This is a genomic window from Wolbachia endosymbiont (group A) of Barypeithes pellucidus (genome assembly GCF_964030885.1).
Lineage (GTDB): Bacteria > Pseudomonadota > Alphaproteobacteria > Rickettsiales > Anaplasmataceae > Wolbachia.
This window is the reverse complement of record NZ_OZ034985.1, coordinates 31,180-45,535: the sequence shown is the minus strand read 5'-3', so window position 1 is coordinate 45,535 and position 14,356 is coordinate 31,180. Positions and strand designations below refer to the sequence as shown.

The 14,356-nt window shown below is 35.1% G+C and carries 14 protein-coding genes, 1 other RNA gene and 2 pseudogenes; 9 read left to right on the top strand and 8 right to left on the bottom strand.

What is annotated here, in order from left to right:
- The first annotated feature begins 92 nt into the window (after nucleotides 1–92).
- From ftsZ to ACQH1X_RS00195, 4 genes are all read left to right on the top strand, one after another.
- Nucleotides 93–1,289 (top strand): cell division protein FtsZ, encoded by a 1,197-nt coding sequence (gene ftsZ, locus ACQH1X_RS00210; RefSeq protein WP_341818497.1) that lies wholly within the window; start codon nucleotides 93–95, stop codon nucleotides 1,287–1,289.
- Nucleotides 1,289–1,687 (top strand): EVE domain-containing protein, encoded by a 399-nt coding sequence (locus tag ACQH1X_RS00205; protein WP_425386221.1) that lies wholly within the window; start codon nucleotides 1,289–1,291, stop codon nucleotides 1,685–1,687. The genes ftsZ and ACQH1X_RS00205 overlap by 1 nt, the downstream gene beginning before the upstream one ends.
- Nucleotides 1,681–2,133 (top strand): rRNA maturation RNase YbeY, encoded by a 453-nt coding sequence (ybeY, locus tag ACQH1X_RS00200; protein ID WP_265035665.1) that lies wholly within the window; start codon nucleotides 1,681–1,683, stop codon nucleotides 2,131–2,133. The genes ACQH1X_RS00205 and ybeY overlap by 7 nt, the downstream gene beginning before the upstream one ends.
- 86 nt (nucleotides 2,134–2,219) lie before the next feature.
- Nucleotides 2,220–3,008 carry a succinate dehydrogenase iron-sulfur subunit gene (locus tag ACQH1X_RS00195; protein ID WP_010082472.1) on the top strand — a complete coding sequence of 263 codons (789 nt, stop codon included), beginning with the start codon at nucleotides 2,220–2,222 and terminating at the stop codon, nucleotides 3,006–3,008.
- A 3-nt stretch (nucleotides 3,009–3,011) separates the two neighbouring features.
- Here the strand turns inward: ACQH1X_RS00195 and ACQH1X_RS00190 are convergent, their stop codons facing one another.
- From ACQH1X_RS00190 to ACQH1X_RS00175, 4 genes are read right to left on the bottom strand one after another with little or no spacing between them, the layout of a single operon-like run.
- The gene (locus tag ACQH1X_RS00190) at nucleotides 3,012–4,148 is read right to left on the bottom strand and encodes a hypothetical protein (protein ID WP_425386220.1); all 1,137 of its coding nucleotides are present in this window, start codon (nucleotides 4,146–4,148) and stop codon (nucleotides 3,012–3,014) included.
- Between the two features lie 42 nt (nucleotides 4,149–4,190).
- On the bottom strand, nucleotides 4,191–4,970 hold the full coding sequence (locus ACQH1X_RS00185; RefSeq protein WP_265026324.1) for a GNAT family N-acetyltransferase: 780 nt from the start codon (nucleotides 4,968–4,970) through the stop codon (nucleotides 4,191–4,193).
- Entirely contained in the window at nucleotides 4,960–5,442 is a 483-nt protein-coding gene (locus ACQH1X_RS00180) for a phosphatidylglycerophosphatase A family protein (RefSeq protein ID WP_265026323.1), read from the bottom strand. The genes ACQH1X_RS00185 and ACQH1X_RS00180 overlap by 11 nt, the downstream gene beginning before the upstream one ends.
- A gap of 19 nt (nucleotides 5,443–5,461) precedes the next feature.
- The gene (locus ACQH1X_RS00175; protein WP_425386219.1) at nucleotides 5,462–6,445 is read right to left on the bottom strand and encodes an NAD(P)H-dependent glycerol-3-phosphate dehydrogenase; all 984 of its coding nucleotides are present in this window, start codon (nucleotides 6,443–6,445) and stop codon (nucleotides 5,462–5,464) included.
- A 325-nt stretch (nucleotides 6,446–6,770) separates the two neighbouring features.
- Between ACQH1X_RS00175 and ACQH1X_RS00170 the strand changes: the two genes are divergently transcribed.
- Nucleotides 6,771–7,541, top strand: coding sequence for a response regulator transcription factor (locus ACQH1X_RS00170; RefSeq protein WP_425386218.1), 771 nt, complete (start codon nucleotides 6,771–6,773; stop codon nucleotides 7,539–7,541).
- A gap of 51 nt (nucleotides 7,542–7,592) precedes the next feature.
- Here ACQH1X_RS00170 and rnpB read toward each other — a convergent pair.
- The 4 genes and pseudogenes from rnpB to ACQH1X_RS00150 all read right to left on the bottom strand — a co-directional run bounded on the left by rnpB (nucleotide 7,593) and on the right by ACQH1X_RS00150 (nucleotide 11,164).
- An RNA gene (rnpB, locus tag ACQH1X_RS00165) (RNase P RNA component class A) lies at nucleotides 7,593–7,940 on the bottom strand.
- Between the two features lie 158 nt (nucleotides 7,941–8,098).
- A pseudogene (locus ACQH1X_RS00160) lies at nucleotides 8,099–9,613 on the bottom strand (hypothetical protein); the annotation flags it as partial.
- Between the two features lie 19 nt (nucleotides 9,614–9,632).
- Nucleotides 9,633–10,384, bottom strand: a pseudogene (locus ACQH1X_RS00155) (IS5 family transposase).
- A gap of 57 nt (nucleotides 10,385–10,441) precedes the next feature.
- A complete protein-coding gene (locus ACQH1X_RS00150) occupies nucleotides 10,442–11,164 on the bottom strand; it encodes a hypothetical protein (RefSeq protein WP_425386217.1) in 723 nt (240 codons plus the stop codon).
- A gap of 275 nt (nucleotides 11,165–11,439) precedes the next feature.
- On the opposite strand from ACQH1X_RS00150, the gene nuoE reads away from it, so the two are divergent.
- From nuoE to ACQH1X_RS00130, 4 genes are all read left to right on the top strand, one after another.
- Entirely contained in the window at nucleotides 11,440–11,940 is a 501-nt protein-coding gene (gene nuoE / locus ACQH1X_RS00145) for an NADH-quinone oxidoreductase subunit NuoE (RefSeq protein ID WP_425386216.1), read from the top strand.
- Nucleotides 11,941–13,158 carry a tRNA guanosine(34) transglycosylase Tgt gene (gene tgt, locus ACQH1X_RS00140; protein WP_425386215.1) on the top strand — a complete coding sequence of 406 codons (1,218 nt, stop codon included), beginning with the start codon at nucleotides 11,941–11,943 and terminating at the stop codon, nucleotides 13,156–13,158.
- Between the two features lie 143 nt (nucleotides 13,159–13,301).
- Nucleotides 13,302–13,958, top strand: coding sequence for a hypothetical protein (locus ACQH1X_RS00135; RefSeq protein WP_425386214.1), 657 nt, complete (start codon nucleotides 13,302–13,304; stop codon nucleotides 13,956–13,958).
- Nucleotides 13,948–14,334, top strand: coding sequence for a hypothetical protein (locus tag ACQH1X_RS00130; RefSeq protein ID WP_246433168.1), 387 nt, complete (start codon nucleotides 13,948–13,950; stop codon nucleotides 14,332–14,334). Before ACQH1X_RS00135 ends, ACQH1X_RS00130 begins: the two co-directional genes overlap by 11 nt.
- Nucleotides 14,335–14,356: the final 22 nt, after the last annotated feature.

Genomic DNA, 14,356 nt, shown 5'->3' with positions numbered 1-14,356 from the left:
GTTTACGCCTATAGAAGTGAAAAGTATTTGCATATTATTAAAAAAGCGGTAACTTATTATCAAGTGAATTCGCTAATATTTGAGTAATTTAAATGTCAATTGACCTTAGTTTACCAGAGTTACCTATATTACACCCAAGGATTACCGTTGTGGGAGTGGGTGGTGCTGGTGGAAATGCTGTGAATAACATGATCCAATCCAATTTGCAAGGAGTGAATTTTGTTGTCGCAAATACCGATGCTCAAGCACTAGAAAAGTCTTTGTGTGATAAAAAAATTCAACTGGGTATTAACTTAACTAAGGGTCTTGGTGCTGGTGCTTTGCCTGATGTTGGCAAAGGTGCAGCAGAAGAATCAATTGATGAGATTATGGAGCATATAAAAGATAGTCATATGCTTTTCATCACAGCAGGAATGGGCGGTGGTACTGGAACCGGTGCAGCACCGGTAATTGCAAAAGCAGCCAGAGAAGCAAGAGCCGCAGTTAAGGATAGAGCGCCAAAAGAAAAAAAGATATTGACTGTTGGAGTTGTAACTAAACCGTTCGGTTTTGAAGGTGTGCGCCGTATGCGCACTGCAGAGTTTGGACTTGAAGAATTGCAAAAATACGTGGATACACTTATTGTCATTCCAAATCAGAATTTATTTAGAATTGCAAATGAAAAAACTACATTTTCTGATGCATTTAAACTTGCTGATAATGTTCTGCACATTGGCATCAGAGGAGTAACTGACTTGATGGTCATGCCAGGGCTTATTAATCTTGACTTCGCTGATATAGAAACAATAATGAGCGAGATGGGCAAAGCGATGATCGGCACCGGAGAGGCAGAAGGAGAAGATAGAGCAATTAGTGCTGCGGAAGCTGCAATATCCAATCCATTACTTGATAATGTATCAATGAAAGGTGCGCAAGGAATATTAATTAACATTACTGGTGGCGGAGATATGACTCTGTTTGAAGTTGATGCTGCAGCCAATAGAGTGCGTGAAGAAGTAGATGAAAATGCAAATATAATATTTGGTGCTACTTTTGATCAAGCGATGGAGGGAAGAGTTAGAGTTTCTGTTCTTGCAACTGGCATTGATGGTCGCAATAATAAATCAGAAACTTCACCTATAAGTCAGAGCGAAGACTCAGAGAAAGAGAAATTTAAGTGGCCCTATAGTCACAGTGAAAGTACGCAAGACAAAACACTGGAAACAAAACCAACTGAACAGGTAAGCGAAGGAGCTAAGTGGGGCAGCAATATCTATGATATACCAGCTTACTTAAGAAGAAAAAAATAATGCAACTTTGGCTACTCAAGTCAGAGCCAAGTGAATATTCATGGCAAAAAATGGAAAAGGAGCAGGTAGTTGAGTGGGATGGCGTGCACAATTATCAAGCTCAAAATTACATGAAAATTATGAAAGTAAGCGATCTTGCGTTTTTTTATCATACAGGTAAAGAGAAAGCAATACTTGGAATCGTTGAAGTATTTAAAGAGTATTATCATGTTAATGATCCCAAGTTCGGATTAGTGAATGTAAAGTTTTTGAACCCTTTAAATAACCAAGTAACGTTAAATAATATAAAACAAAACCCACTTTTGAAAAATATGGCTATATTAAAACAACCACGTTTATCAATTGCCCCAGTTTCGGAAATTGAATGGAATGAAATAATAAGAATGAGTGAATGTTAGAAGTAAATATTCTTGACAAGAAATGGTGCAGCATCATAGAAAATCCTAAAGATTTTGTATTAGGTGTCATCAATACTTCTCTAAAAGAATTAAAAATAGACCACTATAAACCAAATATATCAATAGCTCTGGCTGATGATGACTTGCTACATCAACTTAATTTAAAATTTAGAGAAATGGATAAACCAACTAACGTACTATCATTTCCGTATGAACAATTGTCTAATGAGTGCGATTTAGGAGACATAGCAATTTCAATAGACACAATAAAAAGAGAATCGCATGAGTATTGTATACCCATTCTTGCTCACATTGCACACATGTTAGTGCATGGATTACTGCATTTACTTGGTTATGATCACCAAAAAAAAGATGAAGAAATTATAATGAAAAATCTAGAAAGAGAGATTTTAGCTTCGCTTGACTACAATATGTGCACGATTTAAAAGGAATTTAATAAAAATATAGTAGATGATAATAAAATATGTTATCTACAAAGGGTTTTAGCTATAAACAATAAAAGATAAGTGATATGGTTCAGTTTTCTTTGCCAAAGAATTCTAAAATTAATCAAAAGGGCAAAATTTATCCTATTCCTGCTAGAGCAAAAAACATCAGAAGATTTCAAATTTACCGTTGGTCTGCTGATGACGAGAAAAACCCTAGAATAGACACATTTTTTATTGATATGGATAGTTGTGGCCCTATGGTACTTGATGCATTAATAAAAATAAAGGATGAAATAGATTCGACTTTAACTTTCAGACGTTCTTGTAGAGAAGGCATATGTGGATCTTGTGCCATGAATATTGACGGAACCAATACTCTTGCATGTACTAGATCTATACACGATATAAAAGGTGACGTAAAAATATATCCATTACCTCACATGTATGTGATAAAGGACCTAGTCTCAGACTTGAGCCAATTTTATGAGCAATACAAATCAATTAAACCTTGGTTACAAGCAGATAAGCCTGCCCTACCAAATAAAGAATACTCTCAATCTTCTGAAGATAGAAAAAAATTAGATGGCTTGTCCGACTGTATATTATGTGCTTGCTGTTCGACTGGTTGCCCAAGCTACTGGTGGAATAGTGATAAATTTTTAGGACCAGCAATACTATTACAAGCCTACAGATGGATTGCTGACAGCCGTGATAATAAGACAGGTGAAAGACTTGATGTTTTAAACGACCCATTCAAGTTGTATCGTTGTCATACAATAATGAATTGCACAAAAACTTGTCCTAAAGGACTTAATCCAGCAAGAGCAATAGCGAAAGTAAAACAGCTCATGGTAGAGAGAGAAGGAGTTTAAGTATTATCTTTTGCATTCTTCGTAAGAGAGCAGCAAACCTTCCGAAGCGTAGGGTATTGTTAATACCCTGAACGCTTTTCCATTCGTGAAATGCATCGTATCATCATACGATTCAAATAATTTTTTGAATAACTCATGTCTTTGGTTACTAATAGTTTGAAAATCCTCTTTTTCTAAAAGCTTTTTAGATTCGAAGAGGTAAAGCATAACTTCATGATAAGTTGGGTAAGATGCCAAAAATTTTGGGTCAAATTGAAAGGTTTTTATGAAAGCATTATTATAAAATTTTAGCTTTTGATTCTTACTATATATTACTATAGCAACCGGCAACCTCTCAAGCAAATTTTTCTGTGTAGCTAAATAACTGTTTAATTCAGTATATAATTTCTCTGCATCACTAACATCTTTTCCATACATTACTATGCTACCAGAACCTTGTATTGGAATTTTAACAAAATCGAAAACCTTAGGTTCGTTCTTGTAAGTTACGACACGCCTTCCTGGTTTTGTGCTATGAGCGCTACTGGTAATAGCAAATTTCTTAGAACCATCTACATACTTATCATAAAACAAATTATAAAATTCCACCTTTCTATTCTTGTTATATTTTAGTATTGGAAATGGTAAAGAGTTGAAAACATTTTTATAGCTCTCCACTTCTTGTGTAAGCTTACTATTTTCTAACTCAAGTCCGTTAGCTTTTATCTTATAGTCTGAGACATTCCTTATCCATAACAGCACACCTATCACATTGGTAGAATCATCTATTATGCTTCTGCCGTAACATATGCAATAAACCTCACTGTCCTTTGACTTTAAATCTAGAGTAAAAGATTTATTTATTTCCTTTGCCTCAACAAAATTTTTAATTAAGCTTTCTGATTGCTCAAAAAAATTCACAAACTCATTAAACGAGTAAAAAACAGTATTAAGCAAAATTAGTAAGTTGGGAGAGAACTTTTCTATACGCTTTTTTGCATCCCAAATATAAAACCCATCATTCACAGTATCAATTAAATTATTTATGATAACATTTTGATGCTGTAAGTTCTTAATCTTATTACTAATTTTTAATTTAGAATAAGAGAGAAAGAATAATATTAGAATCAATATTAAAACCACTTCATACAAAAAAAACATAGCACTTTTAAAACAAATGTAAAAATTTGTAACCGCTCAGAATTATGCTGAAGAGGTATATAAGTAAAGATTGCCTAACATTTGAAAGCCCAATCTCTTATAAAGGTTCACAGAAGATTTCATACAATGTGCTACTATATATTTGCATTCAAGCTGCTTAGCTATCTTTATTCTTTCTAAAACCATTTGGGTACCTATTCCACGATTCCTGTAAATTGGTAAAACTCCATCACTATAAAAACCAGCTACGCTGTCTTGAACATAAAGACCGCATGTCCCAATAATTTCACTATTTAGTGTTACAAGAAAAAATCTTAATCTTGAGTTTTTATCATCATAATTTGATAATCCGCGAAAAAATGTGCTGACAATTCCAACGCCATGATAAAAAATTTTAGAAGTGTGTAAATCTAACTGTTCTAAGAGGTCGCTACCATTTACAGCATTTAACCTCAAGTTTGGAATAACATCAGCAGGTAAAAAGTAATTTTTCATATTGAGTAAAGCTTTTTTTGGTGTGCTAACGTGTTTTATTTCACACTTTTCTAAAATATCTCTTACTTTCATATGTGAATTTATTACCCATGTTGCTTCTATATCTCTTGTTCTGAGATAATCTAGAGTTTTTTGTATAGAAAGCTCGGTACATTGATCTCCACAGAACACAAAATTAAATAATGATTCCCTGGTACCATTTATTGTAAATGTAACGTTATCAAATTCATCGTGTACTTCCCACTCAGATAAATTCGCTGTGTACAGTATATAATCCTTTAGATTTTGAACAATTAAGCTTGAATAATAAATTTTTTTATCCTGCATACATCAACAATAAACAATAAAAGGCTCCTATAAGAACACAGGCTAAAATTGCAGCTATAATGTCATCTAGCATAACACCTAAAGGACCTTTGGTATTTTTATCGATCAAATTTATAGGCCACGTTTTTATTATATCAAAAAACCTAAAAGAAAAAAAGCACAACAACAATGAAGAGCAATTCATCTCTTGGCTTAACAATATCGAAACTAAAAGTATTGTCAGCAATTGACCAACTACTTCGTCAATTACTACCTCTTTTGGATCACATGAAGTCTCGTAGTGTTTTATATAATTGCCTATAGACCATAGTCCAATCAAAAATAAAAAAAAAATAATTGCTGCACCTAAAATTCTGTCACTCAGTATTACAGGAACAATTGGATAAGAAGCTAAGCTGCCTACGGTACCTGGCATTTTTTTTACTGTGCCAGACAGCCACCATGTTGATATCAATTTATATAAAAATTTCACAATACACCAAAGTACAAAACTAATTTACAAGAACAGAAATAGTATCCTCTATAGAGGCGCTTTCATACAATAATCTATAGACCGCTTCACATATAGGCATTTTTATCTTTAGCTTTCCTGCTAAATTAAATATGGGCTCAGCAGTGCTAAAACCTTCAATCACTGACTTGCCTTCTGACAAAATCTGCTGAACATTAAAGCCATTGTCACTATTACCTATTTTAAACCCAAAAGATAGGTTTCTTGAATTCAAGGATGTGCATGTCATAATTAGGTCACCCAGACATGCCGGCCCAAGTAGTGTATTTATATCCACATTACCGTTACCAACTTTTGCTGAGTATAAAGCCTTAATTTCGCTCATACTTTTCGTAATCAATGCTGCATGAGCATTAAACCCAAGTTTACTACCTAGAACAATCCCACACGCTATAGCAAAAACGTTCTTTAACGCTGCACAAACCTGTGTCCCTATAACATCACTACTAAGGCGTAATTTAACATTTTCTTGCTGTAGTTCTGATATTAGCTTTGAACCCAATATGTTATTTCGGCACGCAAGAACCATTGAATAGGGCAATTTTTTTGCAACTTCTATAGCAAAACTAGGGCCTGAAAAAATAGCAATAGGATTGTTAGGTAAAACTTCATTTACTATTTCACTAGGTAATTTTAATGTAGACTTTTCTATTCCCTTACAAGCTAAAATTATTGCTACATCTTTTTTCAGATTACAATTATGCAATTGCTGACATACCTCCCTCAGAGACTGAGTGGGAACAGCGAGGATTGTTACTGAAGCATTAATTGTGTCTTCAATAGCCAATTTTACTGACACATTATCAGAAATTCGACAACCGGGTAGCTTGTCACTTTCTCTTTTCCCGTTGATTGATTCAAATGTAGTTTCATTGCGAGTCCACAAAATCACATCTTTCTCACTACCTAATGAAATTGCGATTGCTGTACCCCATGCACCAGCACCTAAAATTGATATTGCCACACAATATTCCTGAAAGTATTACTTATACTTTAAAATAGTAGGATAAGTAAATTAAAAATATAACACAGGCATATAGAATAGTTAAATATTTATTAACCGAAGTATTCTTTTAATAATAGTAACTTTAATTCAATATTTACTAAAAATACTATTACTATCATGGTATGTCTATTATATTTTAGATCTATTTATATAACTTTGGAACAATATATTTACTATTAATTAATAAGTGTAATTTTGATCATTTGTTAATAAAAATTTGATTTATTACTTTCCTTAGTTATATATATTACTAAAATTATAAATTATTTATGGGGTGTAAAATATGCGTATATTATTAATTGAAGATGATCAAATAAGTGCAAAGACTGTGGTTAACGCCTTAACTTCTGATGGACACTTCTGTGACGTTGTTACTTCTGCACAAGATTATAACAATAACATGGTTTCCTCAAACGGAGATTACTATGACCTAGTTATTTTAGATATACACTTGCCTGGTGATATTGACGGATATGATATATTGTTAAGACTAAGAAGTGCAAAAATCAAAGTTCCTGTCTTAATACTTTCATGTATATCCGCTGTCAATCATAAAGCTAAAGGACTCGGGTATGGTGCCGATGATTACTTAACCAAGCCATTTCATAAAAGCGAGTTATTAGCTCGAATTAAGGCCATAGTGCGTCGTACTAAAGGCCATCCTGAATCGGTGATAAAGATTGGTAATATAAATATCAATTTTGATCACAGGATTGTTGAGGTGAAAGGTAAAACGGTTCACCTTACTAATAAAGAGTATTCTATGATAGAATTGCTAGCACTGCGTAAAGGAACAGTACTAACAAAAGAAATGTTCTTAAATCATCTTTACAATGGCTTGGATGAACCTTCAGATAACAAGATAGTTGATGTTTTTATGTGCAAATTACGTAAGAAACTTGAAAGTGCAAATGATGGAAAAAGCCACATAGAAACCGTTTGGGGCAGAGGGTATGTTCTGAAAGAGTATGTTGATGATGAAGAATATTCTAATGTTAATGTAGGCGAAAGTAGTGATGGCTATCAAGCAGAACAAGTGAAGGACAACGCATGAAATGCCTACACATTTAAATATAGCATGGCTTATATCGCACGTATCATGTGACGCCTAGGTGAAATATAAGCCGAGTTCTGTTTATGTAGCTATTTATCTGGAGTAAATGTTACCATTTACCTCATGCGATTTACCCGAGTAGATATGAGGAAAACATAAAATCTACTTCTATTTAATCTTGCTCCTAGTGTTGGTTACTCGACTACCAATGTTACCATTGCCATGGTGTGCTCTTACCACACCTTTTCACCCTTACCTAAGAATATTTTAGGCGGTAATTTTCTGTAGCCCTATAACTGGAGTTACCTCCGGCGGGCATTACCCGTCACTATTTTCCCTTGGAGCCCGGACTTTCCTCTGCTATGTTTATCACATAACAGCAGCTACTTATTTCACCCAGGAATTATACTTTAACATGAAAATCACAAAAGCAAAAGACAATTTCCTAACAGTTTACATATTAAAAACATTCAGACAAATAGCTAAAGGTGATATTCCGGCACATCATCGCTATCCCAAGATAAGCTTCTTTCACTCTTAGACTCCGCTTCAGTCAGTCAAGAGCTTGCTGAAGACGATGAGCTACTTCTTGATCGACTACTATTTTCTACTGATATACTGTCTAGCACTGTTTCAGATCGATCCATAGTTCGCATTTTGTCACCAGTGGTAAAAATTTCTTCATCGCTACTTGAAGATGATCGCCTTCTATAACCCAAATCAGTTAGTTCTAACACAGGAGCAGCATTACGACCCTTAACATATCTATATGCTATGAATCCTATAATTCCAACAATACCTATTGCTCCAACCAAAGATCCCCCTATCATTCCTGCCCTATTAGACCCTATAGCAAGTTGAGTAGGCTGTGGTGAAGAAGTAGTTTGAGAAAATAAAGTTGTAGTGAACATAGGAGTTGTCAACTCCCTTGTTCTAGTACTCGGCATAGTAGACACTGTTTGTGTAGTTCTCTCTGAGTTTGTTGTTGGCGCATTAGTTGGCATTGTAGTAATCACAGTCGCTTGCGAGGTGGCAATAGTTTTAGCTACTGTTGTTGGCTCTGATGATGTAGATGCCGTGCTTATTTTAGTTGTTAACTCTGTTAAAGGCTTACTCATCGTAGTACTGCTTGCTGTAGAAGTCGACGCAACAGTCGCTGCTGTAGGTTTTACAGTACTTGTCCCAGTTTCCGAAGTTACTATCGGCGCACTAGTTGACGTTGTAGCAACCATGGTCGTTTGTGAAGTAGTAGTTGTTTTTGCTACTGTTGTTGGCTTCACTGTTACTGTACTTGTTTGAGTCGTTGACTCCGCTGAAGGTTTATTCATTGTAGAAGTAGGTGCAACGGCTTCTGTTGTTGGCTCCACTGTTACTGTACTTGTTTGAGTTGTTGACTCTGTTGAAGGTTTACTTATTGTAGAAGTAGGTGCAACGGTAGTTGATGCTTCTGTTGTTAATTTGGTAGTCTTTACAGTGTCGGTTTCTGTTGTGCTAGTAATTGCAGCAGTCGGCGTTTTCTTAGAAGTCACAACCGTCTCTGTAACAGTTATAGGAGCCACGGTACTACTAGAAATGATATCAGGTGTTAATCGACCGTTAATGATATTAACAAAATCGCTGAGAGTTTTGATGCTACTTGCCGGTATTATTGTTACCTTAGAAGGTTTTTCAAATCTTTGATGATTGAAAATTGCGATGTTTTCTCCACTTACTGCAGTTACAATAAAACTGTCTTGACCATTGTCTTTAACGTACAATTGCTCTATAGAATCTGCAAATTCGCAAACAGTAAAGTTCGATTTTGATCCATTCTTAACAAGACTTATTAAATGTAACGTTTGTTTATTAGGCAACCGGTCTTCTGCAAGAAAAGCAACTAGATCACCACCTTCAGTTCGTTTCACATACTGTAGAAAATTTATTTCGCCTGGATTAGAAGTAATAGATGACGCTGTATTTATTTGACAATTTTTCTTACCAAGCAAACATTCATCTTTCTTTCCACTTTTTAGATCCTCAACCACTTTAGCCATCTCGAACTTAAAAATATTTGTTCTTACTTCTTGATTCCTAGGCTCTGTGGACAAAATTTTAGAGAAGCCATACAAGAGCCCCGACAAAATTTAGAAAACCCATAAAAACCTCAGCCGTTTTATCGAATCTGGAAAAAATACGCCTAAAGTTCTTAATTTTACCGAAAAACACTCAATTAAATGACGCTCTTTATAAATGTGTTTATCGTAACCCCTCTGCACTTTTCGATTACGCTTCGGAGGAATAACTGCTGTACATCCCTTGCTTTCAAGACTCGTAACAAAAGCATTGCTGTCATAGCCTTTATCAGCCACTACAGTGGTATTATAGACACTTTCAGTTAATGTTGCTGCTTGTGTAATCTCATTTCTTTGACCAGGGGTCAGAGTAAATTTAAGTGGATTTCCAAGTGCATCGACAAGCGCATGTATTTTAGTTGTAAAGCCACCTTTGCTCCTCCCTAAAGCTTCTTGATCCTTGGAGTTTTTTGTATATCCAGATGAACATGGATGGGCTCGGATGATCGTACCGTCGATTATAGCAACTTCTAAATCAGGCTCTTGTTTAGTATATTCAAGCAATTTTTCCCAGACATCTCTTCCACACCATCTTTTAAATCGCTTATGTATACTCCTGTAATTACCATAAGTTTTTGGTAAAAGTCTCCATTGGCAACCACTTCGGACTATGTACCACACTGCCTCTATGAATATTCTTAAACGTTTTTCATCTTTGCTATGCATTCCTTTTACGCTTTTTATGAACTCTAAAATTTGTTTCCAATTTTCCTCTTTGATGTAATATTGCATATGGTAGTTTCTCCATTTTTTACCTATTAAGCTAAACTACCATCTTTTTCTCTCTTTTCATATTTTTTGTCCACAGAGCCTAGCAATGTCTTTTCTCACTTGCGAATAAAGTATCGTATTTCCATCTAATGCCAATTGTCCTGGGCTATTAAACTTCAATAACTTTCTTTCTGTGAAACCTTGTTTTCCATCCAATACTTTAAATTTCCCGCTCTCGCTTGACTTTAAGTACCAAGAAACTAAAGTTTGATCCTTTAAGTTATGAGCGATTACAATTACATCACCATTACCAACTTTCACTGCTCTTGGTTGAGAGTAACTATTGCCCACATTTGCAGGACTACCATTATTAATATTCTTTTGTAATTTCCTTTTATCTAAATGTTCAACTGAAGGTACGTTGATTGATTGCTTGATTCCGTAAGTGTGAAAAGATAAACCTTTAACGTATTTTTCTCCTTCTTCGCCAATTCCCTCTTCAGGAAAGATAACTCCAACTTTATCTATTTCAGCTGAATCTTCTATTAATGTGAGAGATAATTGATCTTTGAATTCATTTGCTACGCTGATATTTGTACCCCATTCGTATGTTTTTGATTGATATAATGGACTAATAAGTAATTTTACTTTACTGCTCCCATTACCATTATCTTGATAGCTGAGTCCATAAGCGATTCCATTTCCTTCAATTAACCCTACGTTTGCTGGGTTAAAACCTATCGCTTCTTTAACTTCCGGTGTATTTGAGTTGATCCCGAGTAATCTTCTTAATATAGACATAATTTTATTTAAAATATTAATAAAATGCTATTATGATTACCCCTGTGTGTTAATGTCAATGAAAATTTTAACTAAAATTAAAAAATTAACGTCTTTATAATCCGCAGAGCGAAATATGAAAAATGAGTAGCAGTAAAGAATTCGCAAACTGGGTGGATAAGCAATACCACTCTATAGATAGCATGATACTGTAGAACGCTATCTCTTAAAAAACCAACAATTGCAATTATTAGCCCTTCAGATATAATCTGTTGAAATTTACATGAGTCTCACGAATGACAGAAAAAGAAAAGCAGTTTAGTTTTACATCAGAAAACCTTAAGAAAGCGGAAAAGTTTATAGAGATGTATCCCAAAGGTAGAGAAGGTAGTGCTGTTATGCCTTTACTATATCTGGTTCAAGAGCAATGTGGATGGGTTCCTGAATCTGCTATGCGTTATGTTGCTGATATGCTCCATATGCCACATATTCATGTATATGAAGTGGCAAATTTCTACACCATGTATAATTTAAAACCAGTAGGTAAATATCTAATACAAATTTGTAGAACAACCCCTTGCTGGTTATGCAGTAGCGAAAAAGTTTTAAATACCTTTAAAGAGAAACTTGGAATCAATATCGGTGAGACTACTAAAGATAATTTGTTCACTTTAAAAGAGGTTGAATGTCTTGGTGCATGCGTTAATGCTCCTGTTATGCAGATCAATAATGACTTCTATGAAAATCTTACTCCTGAGAAAGTAGAAAACATCATAACAGAACTTTCAGGCAAATAGATGAAAGAAGAATTTGCATTTAAGATAATCAAGCAATCAGGTTCTGCAAGAGTTGGAACAATTAAAACTCCAAATGGAAGCGTAGAAACCCCCGCTTTTATATTCTGTGCAACAAAAGCTGCAATTAAAGCTGCAGATATTGAAAGAATTAGTGAAGCAGGTACTCAGATAATACTTTCCAACACCTATCACCTAATGCTTCAACCAGGAGAGAATACTGTTGCAAAACTTGGTGGTTTGCACAAGATGATGGGATGGAATGGGCCAATGCTAACTGACTCAGGTGGATATCAGATATTTAGCTTAGGGCACGGATCAGTTTCGGAAGAGATAAAAGGAATAAGAAAAAAACAAAAAACTCTGATCAAAATTAATGAGGATGGGGCAATTTTTCGTTCTTACATTAATGGTAAAACTTATTGCTTGATTCCTGAAAAGTCTATACAAATTCAACAAAAATTAGGTGCAGATTTAATCCTAGTTTTAGATGAATGCACTCCATTCCACGTCAGCAAAGAATACACAGCAAAATCAATGCTCATGAGTCACAGATGGGCTGAACGTTCTTTAAATGAATTTGAAAAAAACAATAATGGCAAGCAGGCACTGTATGGAATTAGTCAAGGCGGAGTGTATCAAGATTTACGTAGAGAAAGTTGTGATTTTATCAACGATTTGCCATTTTTTGGTCAAGCAATAGGTGGATCACTTGGTCAAAGTAAAGAGCAGATGTACGATGTAGTTTCTTTCACTATGGACCACCTAAAAAAAGACAGGCCTACTCATTTGCTTGGTATTGGTGGAATTGTGGACATCTTTCATGGAGTAAGTCTTGGAATTGACACGTTTGATTGTGTGCATCCAACTCGTTTGGCAAGGCATGGTGGTGCGCTTATTAAAGTAAAAAATAGAGATTCTATTTCTTCAAAGTGCAAAGAGCATATTAATTTGCGGAATCAACAATTTGAGCTGGACAATAACCCAATTGAAAGTGACTGTTTATGTTTTACCTGCAGAAAACATTCAAGAGCTTATATACACCATTTACTGAAAGCTAAAGAGCTCCTGGCTTACACGCTCGTTACCATTCATAACGTTTTCTTCATGAATAAGCTTATGGAATCAATAAGACAGGCAATATTAGATGATAGGTTAGATCAAGAGAAGAATAACTGGATTAGTGAAATACCATTGCACTTTGATTTGGCCTCTCTTTAAGTCTTTTCTTTATGCCGTTGATTTTTACTTCTTGTTATATTTACTTTATTTATCACACTATTAATTAGAAAGGTTATAATAAATAATTAATCTATTAATGTTAGTCTCTACCCATATGATTTGTAAGGATTAGAGGTGAAGATATGGCTAAAGGAAATAATACCCTATTAATATTTGATTTTGATAACACTATCACTAATGGACACATGCATGGTGTTTTCTTTGGTAGACACTCCGGAATTAAAAAAAGTGATTTTAATTCTGCTGTGGAAAATGCAGTGACTGATCACAATATAAAAGATTTTCTAAAAAATACAGACGGAATAAAAAATGAAGAGGGGCTGAAATCTACATTACAGTCTGCACTTTCAAACGGAATAGAAGTGAATATTGCATCATATACAGGATATCCAAATGCTGTAAAAAGGGTTGTAGAAAATCATTTGGGCTTATCTAAAGAACAAGCAGACAGTATTTCTGTATTTGGCGGATTTCCAGCAGATTATGATACCCAGTTGCCAAGGTCAGATGTGAGAGAGCAACAAAGTAAAGTTGGAAAGAATTTGCATATCTGTAAGGCAATTGTGGAGTACAAGGATAAACATGGTGAGTTGCCAAAAAATGTAATGTTAGTTGATGATGATGTAAAAAATATTCAGAAGATTAATGAGTTTGTTGCATCAATGAGTAAAAGAGAGGAATGGCTTGGTGCGCCAAGAAGTGCTTGGAGAACAGTTGGTGAAAATCCAACACAAACAAAGTCTAGCCAACAGTTTGGAACAGACCACTATGTTGCATGAGGTAACGAGTGTAATAGAGCTAGTGGGATGGACAATGCAGGGTACAACGAAAGTGAAGGGATTGAGTTCCGAAATACCTGAAGACATAGAGGTCGACATTTTCATGGCCATGGAAGACAGCATGAAGGATAACGTAAAGGCAAGTTATCACTCACTCTATCGGGATCTGAGACCGTGCCATGTATTGAAATGGACTTCAAGTGAACTTGGGAGATCCTATGCATTCCTACAAAGGTACGCTGGAACAAGTCAACAAAGGCAAGAACTAGCGGAAGATGCAGGGGAAGTCGGACTGATTGATAGTACTCAGAATGTGGGAAAGCCACGTACAAGGGGAAGCGATCAGCAATATAGTAACTGGAATAGGGATTGCTAGGCCAATACAACGGAGGTTGGAA

Coding starts and splice junctions, on each gene's coding strand:
- ftsZ (WP_341818497.1), top strand. CDS start 93: ATGTCAATTGACCTTAGTTTACCAGAGTTACCTATATTACACCCAAGG.
- ACQH1X_RS00205 (WP_425386221.1), top strand. CDS start 1,289: ATGCAACTTTGGCTACTCAAGTCAGAGCCAAGTGAATATTCATGGCAA.
- ybeY (WP_265035665.1), top strand. CDS start 1,681: ATGTTAGAAGTAAATATTCTTGACAAGAAATGGTGCAGCATCATAGAA.
- ACQH1X_RS00195 (WP_010082472.1), top strand. CDS start 2,220: ATGGTTCAGTTTTCTTTGCCAAAGAATTCTAAAATTAATCAAAAGGGC.
- ACQH1X_RS00190 (WP_425386220.1), bottom strand. CDS start 4,148: ATGTTTTTTTTGTATGAAGTGGTTTTAATATTGATTCTAATATTATTC.
- ACQH1X_RS00185 (WP_265026324.1), bottom strand. CDS start 4,970: ATGCAGGATAAAAAAATTTATTATTCAAGCTTAATTGTTCAAAATCTA.
- ACQH1X_RS00170 (WP_425386218.1), top strand. CDS start 6,771: ATGCGTATATTATTAATTGAAGATGATCAAATAAGTGCAAAGACTGTG.
- ACQH1X_RS00150 (WP_425386217.1), bottom strand. CDS start 11,164: ATGTCTATATTAAGAAGATTACTCGGGATCAACTCAAATACACCGGAA.
- nuoE (WP_425386216.1), top strand. CDS start 11,440: ATGACAGAAAAAGAAAAGCAGTTTAGTTTTACATCAGAAAACCTTAAG.
- tgt (WP_425386215.1), top strand. CDS start 11,941: ATGAAAGAAGAATTTGCATTTAAGATAATCAAGCAATCAGGTTCTGCA.
- ACQH1X_RS00135 (WP_425386214.1), top strand. CDS start 13,302: ATGGCTAAAGGAAATAATACCCTATTAATATTTGATTTTGATAACACT.
- ACQH1X_RS00130 (WP_246433168.1), top strand. CDS start 13,948: ATGTTGCATGAGGTAACGAGTGTAATAGAGCTAGTGGGATGGACAATG.